Here is a 20,406-nt window from a genome sequence, read left to right as displayed (position 1 = left end):
TGTGGTCTTGCTGTATTTTACAGTAACCACACTATCCCTTTGACCTGGAGTAACCACCAGATCCGGAACAACAGGAGTATCAACCTTGTCATAGCCAACTTCGCTAGGTTTCTTCGAATCAACTGCTGCCAAAGTCTTTTCGGTTGGCATCCATGCACGGTCTTTATTTTCAGTGTCAACCTTACCGTCATTGTCAGTATCGTAACCAAGGATCTTGCCAGTTACCTTGTCAACGATAGCAGTCCGAGCAAATTCGGCAGTTTGTTTGTATGAACTTGAACCGTTTGGAGCACCACCAACCGTGTTGCCATCTTCGTCAACATAGTCGATAATCCGAGTTACACTAGCATTCAAGTCATTCTTTGATACGCCGTCTGGGTAGGTCACATCACCCTTAGGATTAATCTTGTCTGTCGTGGTCTTAGGATCAGTTGGCTTTACCGGCGTAGTTTGGTGGCCGTAGTATACCTTTTCCGTTACGTTGATCGTGTCGCCATCAACCGTTACCGCAGCTACTGAAGCACGGTCAGGAGCCGTGTAGCCGTAGTCTGACAGGTTAGCAGAATCTTGCTTTGTCCAAGTCTGATCAGCCACCTTCCAGCTGTTATCAAGCGTGTAGCTAGTACCATCTCTTGAAACAGTACCATAACCGATGAATTTGTTTTGGTCATCGTAAATCTTGTTACGGTTCAGCGTTGCAGTCTGAGTAACCGCTTTTTCCAAATCAGCTGGAATTGCTTCACCAGTCACGCTGTCGTAGTATTCGATCGTCCGAGTTACGTTCTTGGGTTCAGCTTCCGTGTGGTAAGTTACCTGTTCGTAAACGTAGTAAACATCGTTAATAGTATTGGACTCGATCTTACCAGTAGCGTCTGATGGAGTTACATTGTAAGTGTAGCCATTGACTTCAGTCGTACCAGCTTTCCCCTTTGACTTGTCGCTCGTAACGTAACGGTAAGTCTTGCCATTGACAGTAATGGTTTCTAGTTTGTAAGTTGAACCTGTTACATCGTAAGCCGTACCTGTATCCGAATTCTTGTAAGCGGTGACTGGAACTTGGATAGCAGTACCATCACTAGTTACGTAGTTGACGCGTACTTGGCCTTGCGGTGCGTAGTAGTAATCAACTGGGACTTGCCCAACAGGGAAGCGGTTTGCCAGAAGAAGATTAGTGGCATACTTGCCCCACCCAGCAAGATCGTCTTCAGTAAAGCCGGCTGTCATTAATTGCCTTAGACCCAGCTTACCGCCATATTCATCCTGCATCCCCATATTAATTGCGAACGCGCCATGGTTGTATACATGGCCGTCAATAGTCGCCTTGTTATTACCGGTGTCTGAAATTTGGCCTGGTTTCAATTCCTCTGAGGTAAAAATTGTCTTCCAGACATTAGCATCATTTAGATTGGATACATCCAAATCATTTGCATCTTTCTTTCTTGCGACCCGCAATTCAATGCGACTGGTCCCATCTTCAGAACTAATGATTTGTACACGGGCATACTTCAAAGAATCTGAGAGATTTCTGATGCTGGTAAGGTAAGTGTCCCCTACTTTATATGTCGGTTTCAAAGAATCAGTCATAGAAGACGGAGAGGAAACCAAATCATACCCTCCAAAGTCTCTTTTACCCGAAACCGTGTACTTATAGCCAACCCTGCCAGTCTTGTCATAGGTTGCCAAGACAGTTTCATTGCCGTTAGCATCCTTGACAATGTAACGCGTTTCAATTGTACTTTTTCCTGGATAATTGTAACCAACGCTGGTTGTTTGCGTGTTTTTTACCGCACTGCCTGCTTCATAAGCATTGACGGAAAGCAAGGTACCGATGTTAGAAGTAACGTTAATCGCCTTCGTCGTCACCCCATTAACGCTGGTTTCCGTATACGAGTACTGGAATGGTTTGTCATTAGTCTTCTTCAAGGCAGTAATATCGACATTTGTGTCACCAGGGTGAGCATCTCGTGACCATAAGACTGCATGATTGTTGCCCGCATCAACTAACTCAAGATGAATCGTATCATCGTAAGTACCATCATCTTTTCCTTTAGCGGCTACTGACAGGCGAATGTAGTAGTTGGTGCTATAAAGCTGGTTATAACTATGTACGTTATTCCCGGCTACAGGCCCCAAACTAATGACCCCAAAAGTAAAGCGATTGTCAGCTGGGTCTGCTTTATAAGCAGCCGGAATGCTGCTTTGGTCAGCAATAAGACTTGCCCCATTAGCATCGCTTATCCCCGGTTTAACGTCATCATCATTCAAACCTTTATTCTTACCATCGCCTGTTATGCTACCGTTTGAAGATAAGGCATCATCTGCCGCTACCGCTGCCGGTGCTTTCCGCGCCTTGAGAGGCGCCATGGCCTTAGCAGGATTCAACTCCCTGGCAGAAGTATCAGCTGCTTCACTACTGGTTGGCATTTGTTCCTGGCTACTTGCTTCGCTTGTAGCCGTAGCCGGTGAAGTACCTTCACTGTTAACAGTATTTTCCTTTGCGCTTGTTTCACTAGCTGAAGAATCCGTCTTATCTGTGGTTTCGCTAGTAAAAACATTTTCCTTGATTACTGATTCACTAGTTGCAGTACTTGCAGTTTCACTGCTTGCAGCTGTATCTGCCGCAGCTGATTCACTAGGCGCGGTGGAGCTTACAGCTTCGCTGGTCTGCTTAGCCGCTTCACTAGTCACAGTGCTGCTTGCCTCACTGGTTGCCGTTGAAGGAGTAGCTTCACTAACCGCCGGCGTCTGGGGAGTACTTGCCTTATCCGTACTCGTCGTCTTAGTCTCAGTGACCGTAACTGCCGGCTGATCCGTCGTATCTGCTGATACAGGATTGCCCCCAGCATAAGTCATAAAAGACAAGCCCAGCAAAACTGAAGCAGCACCGAAGCTGTACTTTCTAATACTGAAGCGCTGCTTTGAATCGCGCATTTTCCGTTCTTGTAAGTGCCAATTGTTTCTTGATAGCATCTCTAATACCTCATTAAACACAAGTGGCTCTTCCGGTCACTCGAAAGAAGCCTAAGTATATTGACAACTCTATAAAACTTATTGTTACGCAGAAGCACAATTATTTAGTCACGAACTACGGCATCCCCCTTCCTGCTTATCCTTCCTCACCAAACTTACTCTTAGGTCAATATAAAAATAAATTGGCCAACATTGTATTTATAAAAAAACGTTTCAAATCTTATCGCTATATCAAAATTTCTCCATACCTATTCTAACGCCTTTACGCAGTCTTGTTAAGCGGTTACACTCGCAACATAAAAAAGAAATTCATGCAAAAAAGCCCGCTGCGTTCCCGCAGCGGACTTCTTTGATACTCTGAGTGCCAATTATTGGAATCGAACCAACGACCTTCTCTTTACGAGGGAGATGCTCTACCAACTGAGCTAAATTGGCATTTCAACTCTTTCATTATAGCAAACAATCTGCTTTTGTCAAAAAAGTTTTCGCCAATTTTCGCAAAAAATCTGTCTCCCTCAGGCCCCTTTCTCAGCTCCTATTTCTCAATAATGGTAATCTCGCCGATCCGCATGACGCCTTCGTAAACCTGGACGCTGCTGCCATCATAAAGGTTCTTGTAGATCCCTTCTGGCAATTTAGTTGGAATTGCCTGCTTCTTGCCGGTCGCGTTAAACAGCCCGATCAGCTGCTCCTCTTCTTCGCCTTCACCCAGGCTGTGAACAGCTTCAAGAACGCCTTTTCTGACCTCTTTGGCCTCATAGCCGCCTTCGGCCATGATCGGCAGCTGCTTGATCTCATGCATCTTCTTCAGCAGGTCTGTCAAATCGACATCACCAGTCCAGTCAACCAGGTCCTTGTCAAAGAGGGTCACATGGTGGGCATCCCCCTTTTCTTCTCCATTGTAGACCAGCATGGCCCCCTTCATGAAGTAGATGAAGGCCGTCATTGCCCGCAAGGCCGCCGGATCATCGATCATCCCGTGTGCCCGGACCACGTCATGGTTTTCCAAAAAGTGCGCCTTGACATAGTTTTCCGGGTAGACACCTTCTTGCCGGTTAAGGCCAGCCAGGTAGTCAGCCAGATCCTTTTGTCCCAGCAGTGCTGCCCGCAAATCTGGGTAGATGTCATAGTCATAGGTCATGTCAAAAGCCTGGTAGAGCTCAGAATCTGACCCGCCGACTGCCCCCTTGCTTCTCAAAAAGCGGATGAAGTCTGGGGCACCGGATTCGGCCAGCCAAATAGCTCCTGGCCGCACCTTGGCCACTTCTGCTCTGGCATACTTCCAGAAGTCCACCGGCACCATCGGGGCTACGTCGCAGCGGAAGCCGTCCACATACTTGGCCCACATGACCAATGTCTCAGCCTGGTACTGCCACAGGTCCTTATGGCTGTAGTCTAAGTCGATAACGTCGCTCCAGTCGCCCACCTTGTTGCCGAAGCTGCCGTCCTTCTTGTGGTAGAACCAGTCTGGGTGCTCCTTGGCCAGGACTGAGTCTGGTGAAGTGTGGTTGTAGACGCAGTCGATGATGATCTTCATCCCCTTGGCGTGGACGTCATCACACAGACGCTTGAAGTCCTCCATGGTCCCGTATTCCGGGTTGATCGCCCGGTAGTCGGAAATCGCGTAGGGGGAACCCAGGCTCCCCTTCCGCTTCTCCTTGCCTGACGGCTGGATGGGCAAGAGCCAGATGATGTCCGTCCCCAAGTCCTTGATCCGGTCCAAATCCTTCCGGACCCCTTCAAAGTTGCCCTCTGGCGAGTAGTTTCTGACAAAAATGCTGTAAATCATTTGCTTGCGCAAGTCAATCTTGGTATCGCTAGCCATTTTTTCCTCCTTGGCCTGTGGCCACTTTTTCACACCCTTCTATCTTAGCTGTTTTCCTAAGCGCTTTCACATTTTCCGGCCATGTTACCGGTAACTCTTTTCAAAATAAAGTGTCCTAGATTTAGTAGTATGGTTAGCAGTTCCAACGCAAGATCTTGAAAATTTTGCCTTGTCCTTACAATGCTGACATGGTATCCTTAACACATCGAATGATATTGACCCTATTCAAGAATATCGTTCGTGTATTGTCACAAAGTCCAAAGATTTATAAGGAGAATATCTGAACAATGAAGACTAATCGTTACATTGTTGCTTTGGCGGGGGTCATGCTGCATCTGATGATCGGCTCAGTATACGCTTGGAGCGTCTACACTAAGCCAATCGCGGCACAGACCGGCTGGAGCGAATCATCAGTTGCATTTGCATTTAGTTTGGCCATCTTCTTCCTGGGGATGTCCGCGGCTTTCATGGGCCGCCTGGTTGAAAAATTCGGCCCGACCTTGACCGGGACTGTTTCCGCCATCCTTTACGGGAGCGGGATCGCCTTGACTGGCCTGGCTGTTCAAAGTCACCAGCTCTGGCTCTTGTACGCTTCATACGGCGTCATCGCTGGTCTGGGCCTGGGTGCCGGCTACGTCACCCCGATCTCAACCATCATCAAGTGGTTCCCGGACAGACGGGGCTTGGCTACTGGCCTGGCCATCATGGGCTTCGGCTTTGCCGCTCTTTTGACCAGCCCGATCGCCCAATTCTTGATGTCCAGCGTTGGCTTGTCCAATACCTTCTACATCTTGGGGGCCGGCTACTTCCTGGTCATGATCGTTTCTGCCCAGTTCATTAAGCGGCCAAGTGCAGAAGATTTGGCTAACTTCAAGAGTGAAGACAAGGAAGCTGTTTCCTTGACTGGCGGCCTGCAGATGACGGCCAACCAGGCACTGAAGACCAAGGCCTTCTACCTGCTCTGGTTCATGTTCTTTATCAGCATCACCTGCGGGATCGCCCTGGTCTCCGCTGCTTCACCAATGGCCCAGGAACTGACTGGGATGAGCCCGGCTACTGCCGCTGTCATGGTCGGCATCATCGGCCTCTTCAACGGCTTTGGCCGGCTGGTTTGGGCAACCTTGTCCGACTACATTGGCCGCCCTTTGACCTACAGCTTGATCTTTGTCGTTGACATGGCCATGTTCGTGATCTTGATCTTCACCCACTCACCATTCATCTTCGCTGTCGCCCTCAGCCTTTTGATGTCCTGCTACGGGGCCGGCTTCTCAGTTATCCCGGCTTACCTGGGCGACATCTTCGGCACTAAAGAGCTCGGCGCTATTCATGGTTCCATCTTGACTGCCTGGGCAGCGGCCGGCATGGTTGGCCCACTCCTGCTCTCCTTCACCCACGAAGTTTTGCAGAGCTACTACGTGACCTTGGCCGCCTTCATCATCCTGGCCGGCCTGGCCCTCTGCGTTTCCTTCCTGGTTCAGCGGGAATTTGCCAAGCTGACCGACCTGGCTGACGAATTAGATTAATGAATTTTCAAGTTCCTGCTGACGCGGGAACTTTTTCTTTCCCCCGCGAGCTTTTAAGCAGGCTAAAGGCTATAATATTATCGAAGAGAGATTGATGAGGGGGAAAAACATGATGCTTCCAAGCAAGCTGCGCGACCTGCGCAAGAAGCATGGCTTAAGCCAAAAAGAATTAGCGGAAAAATTAATGACCACGCAAGCCAAGGTGGCCAGCTGGGAAAACGGCGACAGCGTGCCCGACATATCATATATCGCCAAACTAGCGGTATTATACGACGTGCCAGCTGACTACCTGCTGAAAGACGACAAGCAAGAAGGACAGACCATCGAACCAGGCGAAGAGATGGACCGGCTGAACAAGAAAGATGCTGATCCTAAGCGCCTGGGCAGGATCAACAGCATCTACTGGACTATCGTCATCGCTGTCTACCTGCTGGCCAGCATCGCGACCGGCCGCTGGTCCACCAGCTGGGTTCTCTTTATTTTAGGGGGCGCCATCTGGCTCATCGGGGCTGGTTTTCACTGGATCAATTCGACTAAATAAGAAAGGAGCTGCTTCTTAACTCGAAGTCAGCTCCTTTTGCTTTCTTATAAATTGTTGGATGACATGATGTAAAAAGTCAATAAGACAGAAACCACAAAACACAAGGCTGCCGCCAGTAAGTAGGCCAGAAAAATATTGACCCCATGCTTGGCAAAAGTTACTGCTAACAAATCTATCCCGCAAAGCAGGGCGAAATCAGCAAGCGAAGCCCCAAACTTGGCCTGGCCAAAATGCCCTAAGATTAAAGCAATGATGACAGCGACTGCAATACAGATGCTCCACCGCCGGCTGGTCTTGGGCGGATAAGCGCTAATGGCCCGCTCTTTAAGATGTTGCATGTAATTCTTCATCATTTTTCGCCCTTAGTAAAAATCACCGTTCTTCTAGTCTTTTTTGTGAGAATGGTAATAAAAAGCCATGATTTAGCAAATTTCCCCGAACCTGATACAATTAAGGCAAAACACTTCAGAAAGCAGGAAAAGCATGCTGAAAGACGGTATTTACGAACAAATCCTTAACCAAGAAATCCTGGACCAGCTGGAAAAAATCGACCCAAAGACCAGGGCTTATGAACTAGAAGACCTGGACGCCGATGACTCCCGCCAGCTCTTGACCATCTACCTCTCCCAGGTCATCCGGTCGGGCCTGCACTACCTCCGCGACAGCTTCAAGTCCGGTGAAGACAAGGCCGCCCTCGTCGCCCAGATCCGCCTGGCCAACTCCATTGTCGACCAGGTCGCCCAGCATACCGGCGAAGCCGACTACGAGGACCTGCAGATCCTGGAACAAGGTGAAGTCCTGACCTCCATCTACCACAAGCTGACCCAATCCCAGAAGATCACTCCCATCCGGCCCCAGACTTCCATAGTGGAGAATGCCCTTTTTACCGGCAGTAAAAATGAGCCCAGCATGCTCAGCGAAATCAAGAAGGAAATCGCCTCTTCTGACCAGGTCGACTTGCTCGTTTCCTTTATTAAGTGGTCGGCCATCCGCCCCCTTTTAGGAGATTTGGAAGCTTTTTGCCAAAAAGCCGGCCACCAGCTGCGGGTGATCGCGACAACCTATACCCAAGCTACTGACTACAAGGCTATCCTGACCTTGAGCCAGCTGCCCAACACTACAGTCAAGATCAACTACGAGACCGACCACGCCCGCCTGCATGCCAAATCCTATCTTTTTAAAAGAGAGACTGGCTTCTCCACCGCCTACATCGGTTCCTCCAACCTCTCCAGCGCTGCCTTGACCACGGGCCTGGAATGGAATGTCAAGGTTACTGAGCAGGAGTCTTTTGACATCGTCAACAAATTTGCCGTTTCCTTTGAAAGCTACTGGAACGACCCCTCTTTTGAAACTTTTGACCCGGATCAGGAAGACTGCCGGAAGAAACTGCAGACGGAACTGAACCGGCATAAGACAAATACCTTCCACCTGGAAAGCAGCATCCGGCCCTACAACTACCAGCAGGAGATCCTGGACCGCCTGCAGGCTGAACGGGAAGTTTACGGCCATTATAAAAATCTCCTCGTGGCCGCCACCGGGGTGGGGAAAACCGTCATCGCCGCCTTTGACTTCAAGCGCTACTTGGCAGAGCATCCCGACGCGCGTCTGCTCTTCGTCGCCCACCGGCAGGAAATCCTGGAGCAGAGCCTGCAGAAGTTCCGCGAGGTCCTCAACGACTTCAACTTCGGGCAATTACTGGTCGGCCAGTACAAGACTGATGATGTCAGCCAGCTTTTCGTCTCCATCCAGTCCTTTAACTCAGAAAAAATGGCTGACCTCTTGCCCAAGGGCTACTACGACTTCATCATCATCGACGAATTCCACCACGCCGCGGCCAAGTCCTACCAAAAGCTGCTCAGCCACTTCAAGCCCAAGATCCTTCTGGGCCTGACCGCGACCCCCGACCGGATGGACGGACAGGATATCTTGCAGTACTTTGACGGCAATATTGCCGCCGAAATGCTGTTAGGCGAGGCTATCGACCGCCAGCTCCTCTGCCCCTTCCAGTATTTCGGGGTCACCGACAATGTTGACTATTCCGGCATGAAATGGAGCCGGGGCCAATACGAGGTCAGCGAGCTGGAAAATGTCTATACGGCTAACGACGCCCGGGCCAAGTTGATTTTGCGCAGCCTGAACAAGTACAGCAACAATTTGGAAGACATCAAGGGCTTAGGCTTCTGCGTCAGTGTCAAGCACGCTGAATTCATGGCCGCCGCCTTCAACCAGGCCGGCATCCCTTCCGCTGCTTTGTCTGGCCAGACTGCCCAGGCTGACCGCCAGCAGGCGAAAGAGGATTTGACCTCCGGCAAGCTCAAGTTTATTTTTGTCGTTGACCTCTATAACGAAGGGGTCGACATCCCAGCCGTCAACACCATCCTCTTCCTGCGGCCAACCCAGAGCCCGACCATCTTCCTCCAGCAACTGGGCCGGGGTCTCCGCCTCAGCCCGGGCAAGGATTGCTTGACAGTCCTGGACTTCATCGGCCAGGCCAACCGCCACTATAACTACGAGGCCAAGTTCAAGGCTCTGACCGGACCAGGCCATGCCCTGCCCTATGAAGTCAGCGAGGGCTTCCCGCACCTGCCAGCAGCCTGCTATCTGGAGCTTGAGCCCGTTGCCAAAAAGTACATCCTGGCCAACCTTAAGCAAAACGCGGCTAACAAAAAGGGCTTGACCCAGCGGGTGAAGACTTTTAGCGAAGACACGGGCCTGGAATTAAACTTGGCCAACTTCCTCAAGGCCTATGACATGAGTCTTTATGACTTCTACCACGCCAGCGGGTCGCGTTCACTTTTCCGCTTGAAGAAGTGGGCCGGACTGATTACTGACGACCGGGATGTGGAAAACCAGGTCTACCAGAAGTTCAGCAGCTTTTTCCACATCGATTCCAAAAGGCTCCTGGACTACTGGCTGGCTTACTTGAAGATGCCAAAAGAGGCAAGTAATGAGACTGAACGCTTGATGCTGGGGATGCTCTACTATAGCTTCTACAAGAAAAAGCCGGCCCAACTGGGCTTTAAGGACCTGCATGAAGGGATCAAGGACTTTTTAAAGGAAGACTTCGTCAAAGAGGAATTAATGGAAGTCCTCCGCTACCGGCTGAGCCAGTTGACCGTTTTGCCGGAAGCTAACGAATATCCCTTCACCTGCCCCTTGGAAGTCCACTGCCACTACAATGTCAACCAGATCATGGCGGCCTTTGACTACTTCAACCAGGACCAGTCCCCGGAATTCCGGGAGGGAGTCAAGTACTTCGCTGATAAAAAGACGGATATCTTCCTTATTAATCTGAACAAGAGTGAAAAAGACTTCTCCCCGTCAACCATGTATGAGGACTATGCCATCAATGCCCAGCTGTTCCACTGGCAGAGCCAGAGCCAGGACCGGCCAGCCAGTCCCAAAATCCAGCGCTATATCCACCAGGGCGAGACTGGCAATCTGATTTCTCTTTTTGTCAGAGAGTTTAAAAAGCAGGGAAATTATACGGCAGCTTACACTTTCTTAGGCAACGCGGATTATGTTTCAAGTGCTGGCGAGCGGCCGGTTTCCTTTGTCTGGCACCTGCACCAGGCGATCCCGGCCAGTCTTTTGGCCAAGGCCAACAAGGCAATTGCCCTGTAATTGCTTCAGCCGGGGAAAGCATTTTCTGTTATACTAGGTATCAGTTAGGTTTTGCAAAAAAGTATAAAAAAGGAGTTAACATGAAAATTTTAGTTGTAGGTGGTGCCGGCTACATCGGTTCCCACGCTGTAAGACGGCTGGTTGCCGATGGCAACGACGTAGTCGTTTTGGACTCATTGTTCACTGGCCACAAGGAAGCCATTGACCCAAAGGCCAAGTTTTACCAAGTTGACCTTTTGGACAAGGATGCGGTAGCTGACGTCTTGAAGAAGGAAAAGATCGAAGCTGTAATGCACTTTGCTGCTTACTCTTTGGTCGGCGAATCAGTCAAGAAGCCGCTGAAGTACTACAAGAACAATGTATCCGGCATGATCAGCCTGCTGGAAGCCATGGAAGAAACCGGGGTTAAGTACCTGGTCTTCTCATCCAGCGCTGCGACTTACGGCATCCCTGAAAAGCTGCCAATCACCGAAGAAACTCCGCTCAACCCAATCAACCCTTACGGGGAAACCAAGATGATGATGGAAAAGATCATGCACTGGGCTGACAAGGCTAACGGGATCAAGTCCATCGCCCTGCGTTACTTCAACGTGGCGGGTGCTTCCCTGGACGGGTCAATTGGTGAAGACCACCACCCAGAAACCCACTTGATCCCTAACATCATGAAGGCTGCCCTGGCTGGCGGCGGTGACTTTACTATTTTTGGCGACGACTACGACACCAAGGATGGTACTAACGTCCGCGACTACGTGCACGTGGTTGACTTGATCGACGCCCACGTCCTGGCTTTGAAGCACTTGATGGAAACTAACCAAAGCGACGTCTTCAACCTGGGTACGGCCAACGGCTTCTCCAACCTGGAAATCCTGAAGGCCGCCATCAAGGTTACCGGCGTTGACATTCCTTATACTATCGGGCCACGCCGCGGCGGTGACCCGGACTCACTCGTTGCTGACTCAAGCAAGGCCCGGAAGGTCCTGGGCTGGAGTCCGAAGTACGAAAATGTCGACGACATCATCGCCAGCGCTTGGAACTGGCACCAAAAGCATCCTAACGGCTTTAGCAAGTAAGACAAAGAAAAATAGTGGAACTTCTCAGATGGAAGGTCCACTATTTTTTTGCGCTTATTTGTCATCAACGCTAAGTAGTTAAAAATACTGATGCTGACCAGGCCTGCTTCATCCCCCCTAAAACAGGGAGCCGCACTTCTCGATCATCTGGAAGAGGTCGGCCCGGTAGTCAGGGTCTTCCTTACGGAGGCTGCTAATGGCGACCCCGAAGTGCTCCTTATAGCCAGTTGAGTTGATGTACTTGCCGTGGCCCAGATACATAGCAATATGTCCCGGGAAATAAATCAAGTCCCCTGGCCGCAGGTCTTCAAACTCAATCTCATGGACCGGCCAGGCTTCTTTGATTTCCGCGTCCCGCCAGAGCAGGACCCCGTTTAACATATAGTTCATGAAGACCAGGCCCGAGCAGTCGATCCCCAGCGGGCTCTTGCCCGCCCACCGGTACTGGCAGCCCAAGTACTCCTTGGCGGTCTCCGTTACCTGCTTTCTGAAGCTTTCTTCATCCGGCTTGGCTTGGAGCAAAAAGTATTCCGGATCTGCTGACCACAAGAAGCCATCTTCATCCAGCCGCTTTGCCAAGGCTGTCTTGGAGACCCAGCCGCTGCGTCCGTCCAAGAGCTTGACCTTGCAGTAGCCGTCCACAAGCTCATCTGTCACGTTAAGCAGGCTGCCCTTATAAACCGTCAGCAGAATGTCGGCTGAAACCTTGGGCTCAGCCAGGACGTCAATGACTGGCCGCCGGCAGAGTTTGACCTCCCGCGCCTTGATTTCTTCCAGGCTAACTGGAGTTACCGCGGCCTTTGGCACATAGCCCTTATAGCCGTAATGGCTGGTTACGTACCAAAAGTCTTCCTTTTTCCCGGTTGCCTTGACAGCCCAGCCGTATAAAAGTTCATCGCTTCTGGATTTGAGGTCGTCTTCCGTCATAAAGACCGCTGGTTGATTGATCAAGCCGTACATTTTGCTTTCCTCCTAACTTAAATCGCTTATTTTTTCCTTCTTTATCCTAATCGTAGATAATCCCGGTCATTTTTGCAATAGGGCAAATTGCCCTATTTCTTAAGATTCCTTTGCCTTATAGACTATTTCCTTAAATTAATTTCACTTTCTGCTAGCTTGTGTTAAAATATTTCATGTAACTCAATGGAGGTCTTATGGAAGAAAAGAAAACACAAAGTACATACAAACGGACACTGACCAATGCCCACATTCAGCTGATTGCCCTAGGCGGGACGATCGGGACCGGCCTCTTTCTTGGGGTCGGCAACAGCATCCAGAAGGCAGGGCCGGCAGTCATCTTGATCTACATCATCGTCGGCCTCTTCCTCTTTATCTTGATGCGGGCCCTGGGTGAACTGATCTTATCTGACTTAAAGAAGCACACCTATATCGAGTTTATTGAAAAATATCTCGGCAAGAACATCGGCAAGGTGACTGGCTATCTTTACTGGCTCAGCTGGCTGATCCTGGCCATGGCGGAAACGACAGCCTTAGGCATCTACTTCAAGTCCTGGCTGCCCAACCTGCCGACCTGGCTGCCCGGGGTGCTCTCAGTCGCGGTCCTGCTCTTGATCAACTTGATCTCTGCCCGCTTCTTTGGGAACCTGGAGTTTGCCTTCTCCATCATCAAGATTTTGATGATCGTCGGCTTCGTTATCTTCGCGGCCTTCATGCTGCTGAGCTCCGGTTCAACCAAGTATGGCCAAGCCAGCTTCAGCAACCTGTACGCTGACGGCTTTTTCAACAACGGAGCAGGCGGCTTCTTGCAAGGCTTCCAGATGGTTATCTTCTCCTTCATCGGGGTGGAACTGATCGGGCTGACGGCTGCTGAAGCCAAGGACCCACACAAGACCATCCGGAGCGCGATCAATGAATTGCCACTGCGGATCATCCTCTTCTACGTTTTGGCAATTATCGGGATTCTGGTGATCCTGCCATGGAATAAGGTTTCCACTTCCAGCTCACCATTCGTCCAAGCTTTGATGGGAGCAGGCTTTAAGGGTGCCGGCAACTTGATCAACTTCGTGGTCATCACGGCAGCTATTTCAGCAACCAACAGCTTCCTCTACAGTGCCGGCCGCCTGCTCTTCTCCGTTACTTTAGGCGGGGAAAGCAAGTGGAGCAAGTTCTTCGGCCAGCTCAACCACCGGCAATTGCCAATGAGAGGCCTGGTCTTCTCAGCCTTGATCATCATCTGCGCGCCTTTGATCACCATGATTATGGGGGACGAAGCCTTCAGCTTCATCTCATCAATGGCAACCAGCATGTTCCTTTTGATCTGGATCATCATGACCTTGACCCACTTGCGCTACCGGCAGGTTACGCCAAAGGACCAGCTGCATGAATTCCAACTGCCAGCTTACCCGTTCCTTGACTACCTGCTCTTAGCTTTCTTCGGTGCCATGGTTATCCTGCTCCTCTTCCTTGAGAGCTACCGGGTGCCAATGATCACGGCTTTGATTACCTTCGCTGTCCTCTACGGTTTCAGCAAGGCCTTCAATAAGAAAAAAGAAGCAGCAAAATAATTAATGAGATACAACAAAAGCTGACCGCAAGGTCAGCTTTTTTATGTACTTTAGTATTTCACCAAGAAGAGACCGTTACGCTTAAGCAGCTTATTAACCAGCTTCTTCGACTTCTTAGAAAGCTTATACAGATCAGCATCAATGCCGCTTTCGATCCTAAGCAAGGAATAGTGCTTCTTGTCCCTAAAAAGCACATTTACCCCGAGGCAATGGTCTGTCAGGATCAACTTCTTGCTGATCTCCAGCAGATCAGCTATAGGCAGCTCAGTCAAATCCCGGTCAAGCAAGTCAGGATAAGCTGCTTTAGCCAGATCATGATCCAAAAAAATGTGCGTCTCATACTGGCTGACCAGCATTAACAGCAACAGAAGCATTTTGTCCGCGTAGGCTTCGCCAATCGTATGCGACCTCAGGCATTCAAATACCTCATCATAATTGTCTGGCGGCTCCATTTTAGGAAAACAATCGATGTAGTAATTCCTTGGTCCTGGATTGCGGAGCTGGTCCACCAGCTTATACGCCTGTTTTGCTTTCATCTCTATCCTCCATTGGCAAAAGTCTCTGTTCAGTATAACACGGAGATTTTCAATATTTACCGCACAAAAATAAGCCCGGACTTGGTCCGGGCTTATTTCCATTCTATTTCTTTTTGCGAGTAAAGAAGAGCTTGATCGTATCCCAAACTCCCAAAGCCTGCCGCATGTGGTCGGCTGGGACATACTTACGGATCGCCCGCAGAGTCTTCTTTGGATCTTTGGTAATAAAGATGAACTTGCCATCCTTCTTAGTCCGGATCTCAAAGCGGGGAATGTACTTCCCTTTGAAGTGAACGTCCGCGACTACATAAGTTATCTGATCCCAAGGGATCTGGATATAGTCTTCAACATTCTTCTCGTTATAGAATTCAAAAGCTTCATCGCCGATCATGACTTTGCCATAGGTAGACATGGCCCGGAACCAGGTTCCGGATACAGCCAGATCAACGGTCTTATTCATTGATTGAGCCATTTGTTAATCTTACATCAAGCCCCATACGTGGAAGAGGATACCAACAACGAAGATCCCCAAGATGATGATGATTGGAGAAACTTTCTTCTTCAAGAGCCACATGCAGAGGAAGGTAAGCAGCAGACCTGCCAAACCTGGAACCAGCATGTTCAAGTTGTCTTGCAGAGTAGTAACCTTAGTATTAGTCAAGGACAGACCAGCAGCTTGTTGGGTCAAGGCTTCCTTGATACCAGCAGCGCCGCTTGGCAGCTTGGTCCAGTCGATGTAGCCACCCTTTTGGATTGGCACTTCTGAAACCTTCAGAGTGAAGGTGATGCTTACCCAACGTTCGATCAAGGCACCCAGGACGAACATACCCATCATGGCAGCCCCACGGGTAACCTTCTTCAGCAAACCACCTGAAAGGTCGGAGCTGATTGCGGCACCAGCCTTGTAACCCAATTCTTGAGTGTACCACAAGAAGGCGATACGGATCAGGTTCCAAAGAATGAAGAAGAGGATTGGCCCAAGGATGTTACCGTTGATGGCCATTGAGGCACCAAGGGCACCGAGGATTGGACGAACAGTGTACCAGAAGACTGGGTCACCGACACCGGCCAGAGGCCCCATCATACCAACCTTAACACCTTGGATAGCTTCGTCGTCAACTTCAACGCCATTAGCCTTGTCTTCTTCCAAAGCCAGGGTAACACCAATGATTGGTGAAGCCAAGTAAGGGTGAGTGTTAAAGAAGACTAGGTGACGTTGCAAAGCAGCAGCCATGTCTTCCTTGTTTGGGTACAGCTTTCTTAAAGCTGGGATCATACTGTAGGCCCAACCACCGTTCTGCATTCTTTCGTAGTTCCATGAACCTTGCAGAAGTTGTGAGTGCCACATAACGTCCCAACGATCACGCTTTGATAAAGTTACTTTCTTTTCAGTCATGATTTATCTCTCCTTTCTGGCTTGATTTCTAATAGTCATCAATGATGTCGCCCAGCGGGTCACCAGTACCAGCTGCAGCAGCATCGCCAGAGCCCTTGCTTACCTTGTCTTCCAAAGCGAGGTACATCAAGGCCATAGATAAACCAATCGCACCCAAGGCGATCAAAGTCAAGTCCTTAACGCCGGCCAAAGCGAAACCAATGGCGAAGAATGGCCATACTTCACGGCTGGCCATCATGTTGATAACCATAGCGTAACCTACGGCAACAACCATACCACCACCGATGGTCATACCATCTGACAGCCAGGCAGGCATAGCAGCCAGTGCGCTTCTAACAGTTTCAGTTGGAATAGCAAGCAACAAGCCGGCTGGGATAGCAATCCGCAGACCTTGCAGGCAGACAGCGATCCATTGCCATACGTTGATCATGCGCCAGTTACCTTCTTCGGCGTGCTTGTCCATGATGTGAACGATGGCAGTTGAAATAGTCCGGACCAACATGGTCAAGAACAGACCGGCAACGGCCAAAGTGATGGCCAAACCAGTGGCAGTCCCGATACCCTTGCTGCCTTGACCACCCTTGATCAAAATGATGGCTGAGGCAACAGCGGCCAAAGCGGCGTCAGGTGCGACAGCGGCACCGATGTTTGCCCAACCCAAAGCGATCATTTGCAAAGAACCGCCGAGCATAATACCCAAGGTAAGATTGCCAGTAACTAAACCGATTAAAGTACATGCAACCAATGGTTGGTGGAATTCCCATTCATCCAGGATACCTTCCATCCCGGCCAGGAAAGCTACCACAATCACCAGGATGACTTGAATAGCATTTAAGTCCATTTTTAACTCCTTTTCCCACTACTACTTTTGTTCATCGAGCAGGCTTTGTGCCTTCTTCAGAATTGAATCCATGTTTTCTGGGTTGTCTGAAGGAACCTTGCGGACGTCGAACTTGATGCCCATCTTTTCGAGTTCACGGAAAGTGTCGACGTCAGTCTGGTCCATGGACAGAACGGTGTTGGCGTTAACCTTGCCCTTGCTGTATGACATGGAACCGACGTTCAAAGTCTTGATGTCTACGCCGTTCTTGATCGTTTGCAAAGCATCTTCTGGGTTTTCAAACAACAAGAAGGCATGCGTAGTACCAAAACGCGGGTCTTCAGAGATTTCCTTCATCTTCTCCAATGGAACGGTGTGTGCTACCGTACCAGCTGGAGCAGCTTCACGGATCATGCTCTTGCGCAGGTCGTCCTTGGCAACCTTGTCAGAAACCACGATAACCCGGTCTGGGTGAAGTGATGGAATCCAACCAGTTGCAACTTGACCGTGCAACAAACGTGAGTCAATTCTGGCACCAACGATCTTAATGTGACCGTCGCCCAAAACAGTCCCTTCTGGGATTGCTTCCTTAGGAGCGCCAGCTGCGGCTGCAGGTGCAGCTGCCTTTTCTTCTGCAGGCATTAAGCTTTCAGGCTTGGTCTTGATACCATCCTTAGCTGGCTTAATGATTGCAGTCGCGATGTCTTGCGCGGTAGCCTTGTCATTGATCATTCTTTGGGTCAAGGCTTCAACTACCATTGGCAAGTTCAAACCGGAAACGATTGCCCACTTGTCGTGACCGTCGAGCAAACCGTTTGCCTGGTTGAAAGGCGTGCCACCCCACAGGTCAACCAGGAACAAAACTTCTTCCTGGTCTGCAAAAGAAGCAATCGCTTCATTCATCTTACCCTTAATATCATCTGGGCCTTCAGAAGGCTTCAGAATGACATGGGCAAAATTGTCTTGTGGGCCAAAGAGCATTTGCGCGGATTCGGCAATACCGTCCGCGAAACCGCCATGGCTAGCTAAAACAATTCCTACCATGATATTTCCTCCTCAAAAACTTCGGTACGTTCCTATTATACAATAAAAAGCGCTTACGTGAAGCACTTTCTTGAAACCTTTTTCAACTTTTTTGTTAATTTTATCTCTATGACTGAAAATGCATTACAATAACGCAAAAAGCGGCCAAAAAATTGCATTTTTTCGAAAAATACCAGTTTTAATTAAGAAAAGAAAAATACTTATTTAGATAAAAAAAGCGGCTGATTCAGTCAAATCAGTCGCTTGTCTTATATATTTGTTGTTATAACGGAGTAGCAGAGATTCGAACTCTGGCGCCAGTTTCCCGACCTACACCCTTAGCAAGGGCGCCTCTTCAGCCACTTGAGTACTACTCCAAGTCATGTATATTAATATTAGCAAACTTTTCCGGGTCCGTCAAACCCTTTTGGCAGTTTTTTTGCTGTTTTTTCTTTTTCCTCTACCTTTCTTCCTCCAAAATCAACGATATCTGCAAATCAATTGAAAGTCGGTCTCACTTTTCATTGCTTTCGGCTATCATCTTTCCGCTTGCTTAAAAAATGATTAGCAAAAGCGTTGCTTAACAAAGCTCATAATGTTATAGTAAGAAACATAAAAATCGAGTGATCTTTTAGTAGCAGCCAGGCTCAGCGCTCAGAAAACCGGTGGTTGATGCAAACCGGACAGGCCTGGAATAGCGAATTACGGGATCAAGCAGCTCGGCCGGTATAGCCCCGTTATGGCTAAAACGAGTGCAGCATGCTGCAAAGTTGGGTGGTACCGCGCCTATAAGCGCCCCAGCCTGAGTCAACCGACTCGGCTGGGGCTTTTTGTTTGCAGAAAGGATAAGTATGAAGCGATATCAAGCCTTGGTTTAAACTAGCAAAAGCAAATACAGATTTAACTAAGGAACAAACACATGAACAAACAAATCAGTTTTAAAGAAGCAGTAACTATTCTTATTTTGATGCTGGTCGTGCTGGGCTGGGGCGTCATTGGCTTTGGCCTGTCCCCGCAGATCCCGGTCCTGACCGTCATCGCCTTGCTCATCTTCTGGCTGCAGATCCGCGGCTTTGAGTGGGAAGAAGTCATGAAGGGGATCAGCCAGGGGATTTCCACGGCTATTGTCCCGATCTTTATCTTCCTCTTAATTGGGACCTTGATTGCCGTCTGGATCCAGGCTGGGATTATTCCATCCTTGATGGTCCTGGGTTTTCATATGATCAGCAGCCATTTCTTCGTTCCCTCGGTCTTCCTGGTCTGCTCTTTGGTCGGCCTGGCCATCGGATCCGGCTTTACGACCGTGTCCACCGTCGGGATCGCCCTCTTTGGGATGGGGAGCACTTTAGGCATCAACCCGGCTTTGACGGCAGGGGCGATCATCTCCGGCGCCGTCTTCGGCGACAAGATGTCCCCTCTGTCTGACTCAACCAACCTGGCTTCCGCGGTAGCTGAGGCTGACCTCTTTGACCATATTAAGAACATGATGTGGTCAACCATTCCTGCCTTTATCGGCTCTTTGCTCTTTTTCTTCTTCCTGGGCCAGAGCAATAAGGCAACTTCCTTAGCTGGTATCGCGGCCGTAGAAAGCAGCCTCCGCCAGCACTTCTCAGTTTCCTTCTGGGCAGCCTTGCCGATCATCTTGATGTTCGTCTGCGCCTGGAAAAAGGTACCGGCCATTCAAACCCTTTTCGCCAACATCTTCTTGTCCGTAGCGATGATTTTTGTCCAAAATCCAGGCTTCAAGATGCAAAAGCTGGCAGCCCTGATTGAATCCGGCTACGTTTCAAATTCCGGCAACAAGACCGTTGACGCCCTCTTAACCCGGGGCGGGATCTCCAGCATGATGGGGACTGTTTCCTTGATTATCATGACCCTGGCCCTGGGCGGGATCTTGATGCACCTGGGCATTATCGACAGCGCCATGAAGCCTCTGGTTGAACGTTTGAAGAAGCCGGGCTGGCTGATCTTGACGACGATCATGGCCGGGATTGGGATCAACCTCTTCGTCGGTGAACAATACCTGTCAGTTATCCTGCCGGCCAACGCCTTTAAACCTGCTTACAAGCGGATCGGCCTTGACCCCCTGGCCCTCAGCCGGGTCCTGGAAGACGGGGGCAGCGTCATCAACTACTTGATCCCTTGGGGGGTGGCTGGTTCCTTTGTGGCTTCAGCCTTAGGCGTACCCGTCCTGGACTTCCTCCCCTTCACCATGTTCAGCCTCCTGTCACCTGTCTTCTCTATCCTCAGCGGCTTTACCGGCATCGGCCTGAAGTGGAAGAAGGAAAAAGTGGCTTAAGCCTTATCCGGCTCTCTTAAATTATGAATTAACGAAGCCTGTTTCCAGCTGGAGACAGGCTTTTAGTGTGGCCAAAGGAGATAAGCAAATATCCTGTTAGCTCTCTCTCCTTCCTTTCAGCGCTGTAAAAAATGCCTTAAGTAGATGAGCTATAAGCAACTAACAGCAGGTAAGAGAGGGGATTACAGGCGATTAGCAGTAAACAGATAAATGAGAGTAAAGGTTAGCTGATAAATAGCAAGAAACAAGAATAC

Annotated in this window: 15 protein-coding genes and 2 tRNA genes; 6 read left to right on the top strand and 11 right to left on the bottom strand. The window is 49.6% G+C overall.

What is annotated here, in order from left to right; all coding sequences use genetic code 11:
* The 3 genes from ACLUXO_RS09325 to ACLUXO_RS09315 all read right to left on the bottom strand — a co-directional run.
* The coding region (locus ACLUXO_RS09325; protein ID WP_412137320.1) for a mucin-binding protein at positions 1-2,931 on the bottom strand (2,931 nt) is incomplete at its 3' end.
* A 401-nt stretch (positions 2,932-3,332) separates the two neighbouring features.
* Positions 3,333-3,405 (bottom strand) — tRNA-Thr (locus ACLUXO_RS09320).
* 100 nt (positions 3,406-3,505) lie between these two features.
* Positions 3,506-4,795: an alpha-amylase family glycosyl hydrolase gene (locus tag ACLUXO_RS09315; protein WP_412137319.1), complete on the bottom strand. Its 1,290-nt coding sequence runs from the start codon at positions 4,793-4,795 to the stop codon at positions 3,506-3,508.
* 287 nt (positions 4,796-5,082) lie between these two features.
* Between ACLUXO_RS09315 and ACLUXO_RS09310 the strand changes: the two genes are divergently transcribed.
* A complete protein-coding gene (locus ACLUXO_RS09310) occupies positions 5,083-6,318 on the top strand; it encodes an L-lactate MFS transporter (protein WP_412137318.1) in 1,236 nt (411 codons plus the stop codon).
* Positions 6,319-6,427: 109 nt separating this feature from the next.
* Positions 6,428-6,859: a helix-turn-helix domain-containing protein gene (locus ACLUXO_RS09305; protein WP_412137317.1), complete on the top strand. Its 432-nt coding sequence runs from the start codon at positions 6,428-6,430 to the stop codon at positions 6,857-6,859.
* Between the two features lie 44 nt (positions 6,860-6,903).
* On the opposite strand, the gene ACLUXO_RS09300 is transcribed toward ACLUXO_RS09305, so the two are convergent.
* Positions 6,904-7,212, bottom strand: coding sequence for a hypothetical protein (locus ACLUXO_RS09300; RefSeq protein ID WP_412137316.1), 309 nt, complete (start codon positions 7,210-7,212; stop codon positions 6,904-6,906).
* A 130-nt stretch (positions 7,213-7,342) separates the two neighbouring features.
* Between ACLUXO_RS09300 and ACLUXO_RS09295 the strand changes: the two genes are divergently transcribed.
* Complete coding sequence (locus ACLUXO_RS09295) at positions 7,343-10,483, top strand: DUF3427 domain-containing protein (protein WP_412137315.1); 3,141 nt, start codon at positions 7,343-7,345, stop codon at positions 10,481-10,483.
* Between the two features lie 80 nt (positions 10,484-10,563).
* Positions 10,564-11,553, top strand: a complete 990-nt coding sequence (gene galE, locus ACLUXO_RS09290) for a UDP-glucose 4-epimerase GalE (protein WP_236159320.1) — start codon at positions 10,564-10,566, stop codon at positions 11,551-11,553.
* A gap of 117 nt (positions 11,554-11,670) precedes the next feature.
* Here galE and ACLUXO_RS09285 read toward each other — a convergent pair whose 3' ends face one another.
* A complete protein-coding gene (locus ACLUXO_RS09285) occupies positions 11,671-12,513 on the bottom strand; it encodes a C40 family peptidase (protein WP_412137314.1) in 843 nt (280 codons plus the stop codon).
* Positions 12,514-12,707: 194 nt separating this feature from the next.
* On the opposite strand from ACLUXO_RS09285, the gene ACLUXO_RS09280 reads away from it, so the two are divergent.
* The gene (locus ACLUXO_RS09280; RefSeq protein WP_412137313.1) at positions 12,708-14,078 is read left to right on the top strand and encodes an amino acid permease; all 1,371 of its coding nucleotides are present in this window, start codon (positions 12,708-12,710) and stop codon (positions 14,076-14,078) included.
* Between the two features lie 50 nt (positions 14,079-14,128).
* On the opposite strand, the gene ACLUXO_RS09275 is transcribed toward ACLUXO_RS09280, so the two are convergent.
* From ACLUXO_RS09275 to ACLUXO_RS09250, 6 genes are all read right to left on the bottom strand, one after another.
* Positions 14,129-14,614, bottom strand: coding sequence for a hypothetical protein (locus tag ACLUXO_RS09275; protein ID WP_412137312.1), 486 nt, complete (start codon positions 14,612-14,614; stop codon positions 14,129-14,131).
* A 103-nt stretch (positions 14,615-14,717) separates the two neighbouring features.
* Positions 14,718-15,086, bottom strand: coding sequence for a DUF956 family protein (locus ACLUXO_RS09270; RefSeq protein ID WP_003623628.1), 369 nt, complete (start codon positions 15,084-15,086; stop codon positions 14,718-14,720).
* A gap of 9 nt (positions 15,087-15,095) precedes the next feature.
* On the bottom strand, positions 15,096-16,010 hold the full coding sequence (locus ACLUXO_RS09265) for a PTS system mannose/fructose/sorbose family transporter subunit IID (protein ID WP_412137311.1): 915 nt from the start codon (positions 16,008-16,010) through the stop codon (positions 15,096-15,098).
* 28 nt (positions 16,011-16,038) lie between these two features.
* Positions 16,039-16,851 carry a PTS mannose/fructose/sorbose transporter subunit IIC gene (locus ACLUXO_RS09260; RefSeq protein ID WP_412137310.1) on the bottom strand — a complete coding sequence of 271 codons (813 nt, stop codon included), beginning with the start codon at positions 16,849-16,851 and terminating at the stop codon, positions 16,039-16,041.
* Positions 16,852-16,872: 21 nt separating this feature from the next.
* Positions 16,873-17,874, bottom strand: a complete 1,002-nt coding sequence (locus ACLUXO_RS09255; RefSeq protein ID WP_412137309.1) for a PTS sugar transporter subunit IIB — start codon at positions 17,872-17,874, stop codon at positions 16,873-16,875.
* Positions 17,875-18,142: 268 nt separating this feature from the next.
* Positions 18,143-18,230, bottom strand: a tRNA-Ser gene (locus tag ACLUXO_RS09250).
* A 542-nt stretch (positions 18,231-18,772) separates the two neighbouring features.
* On the opposite strand from ACLUXO_RS09250, the gene nhaC reads away from it, so the two are divergent.
* Entirely contained in the window at positions 18,773-20,152 is a 1,380-nt protein-coding gene (nhaC, locus tag ACLUXO_RS09245; protein ID WP_412137308.1) for a Na+/H+ antiporter NhaC, read from the top strand.
* Positions 20,153-20,406: the final 254 nt, after the last annotated feature.

Source organism: Lactobacillus delbrueckii subsp. bulgaricus, from assembly GCF_046938665.1.
Classification (GTDB): domain Bacteria; phylum Bacillota; class Bacilli; order Lactobacillales; family Lactobacillaceae; genus Lactobacillus; species Lactobacillus delbrueckii_C.
The sequence above is the reverse complement of the archived record's forward strand: the minus strand, read 5'-3'. Positions and strand labels throughout refer to the sequence as shown.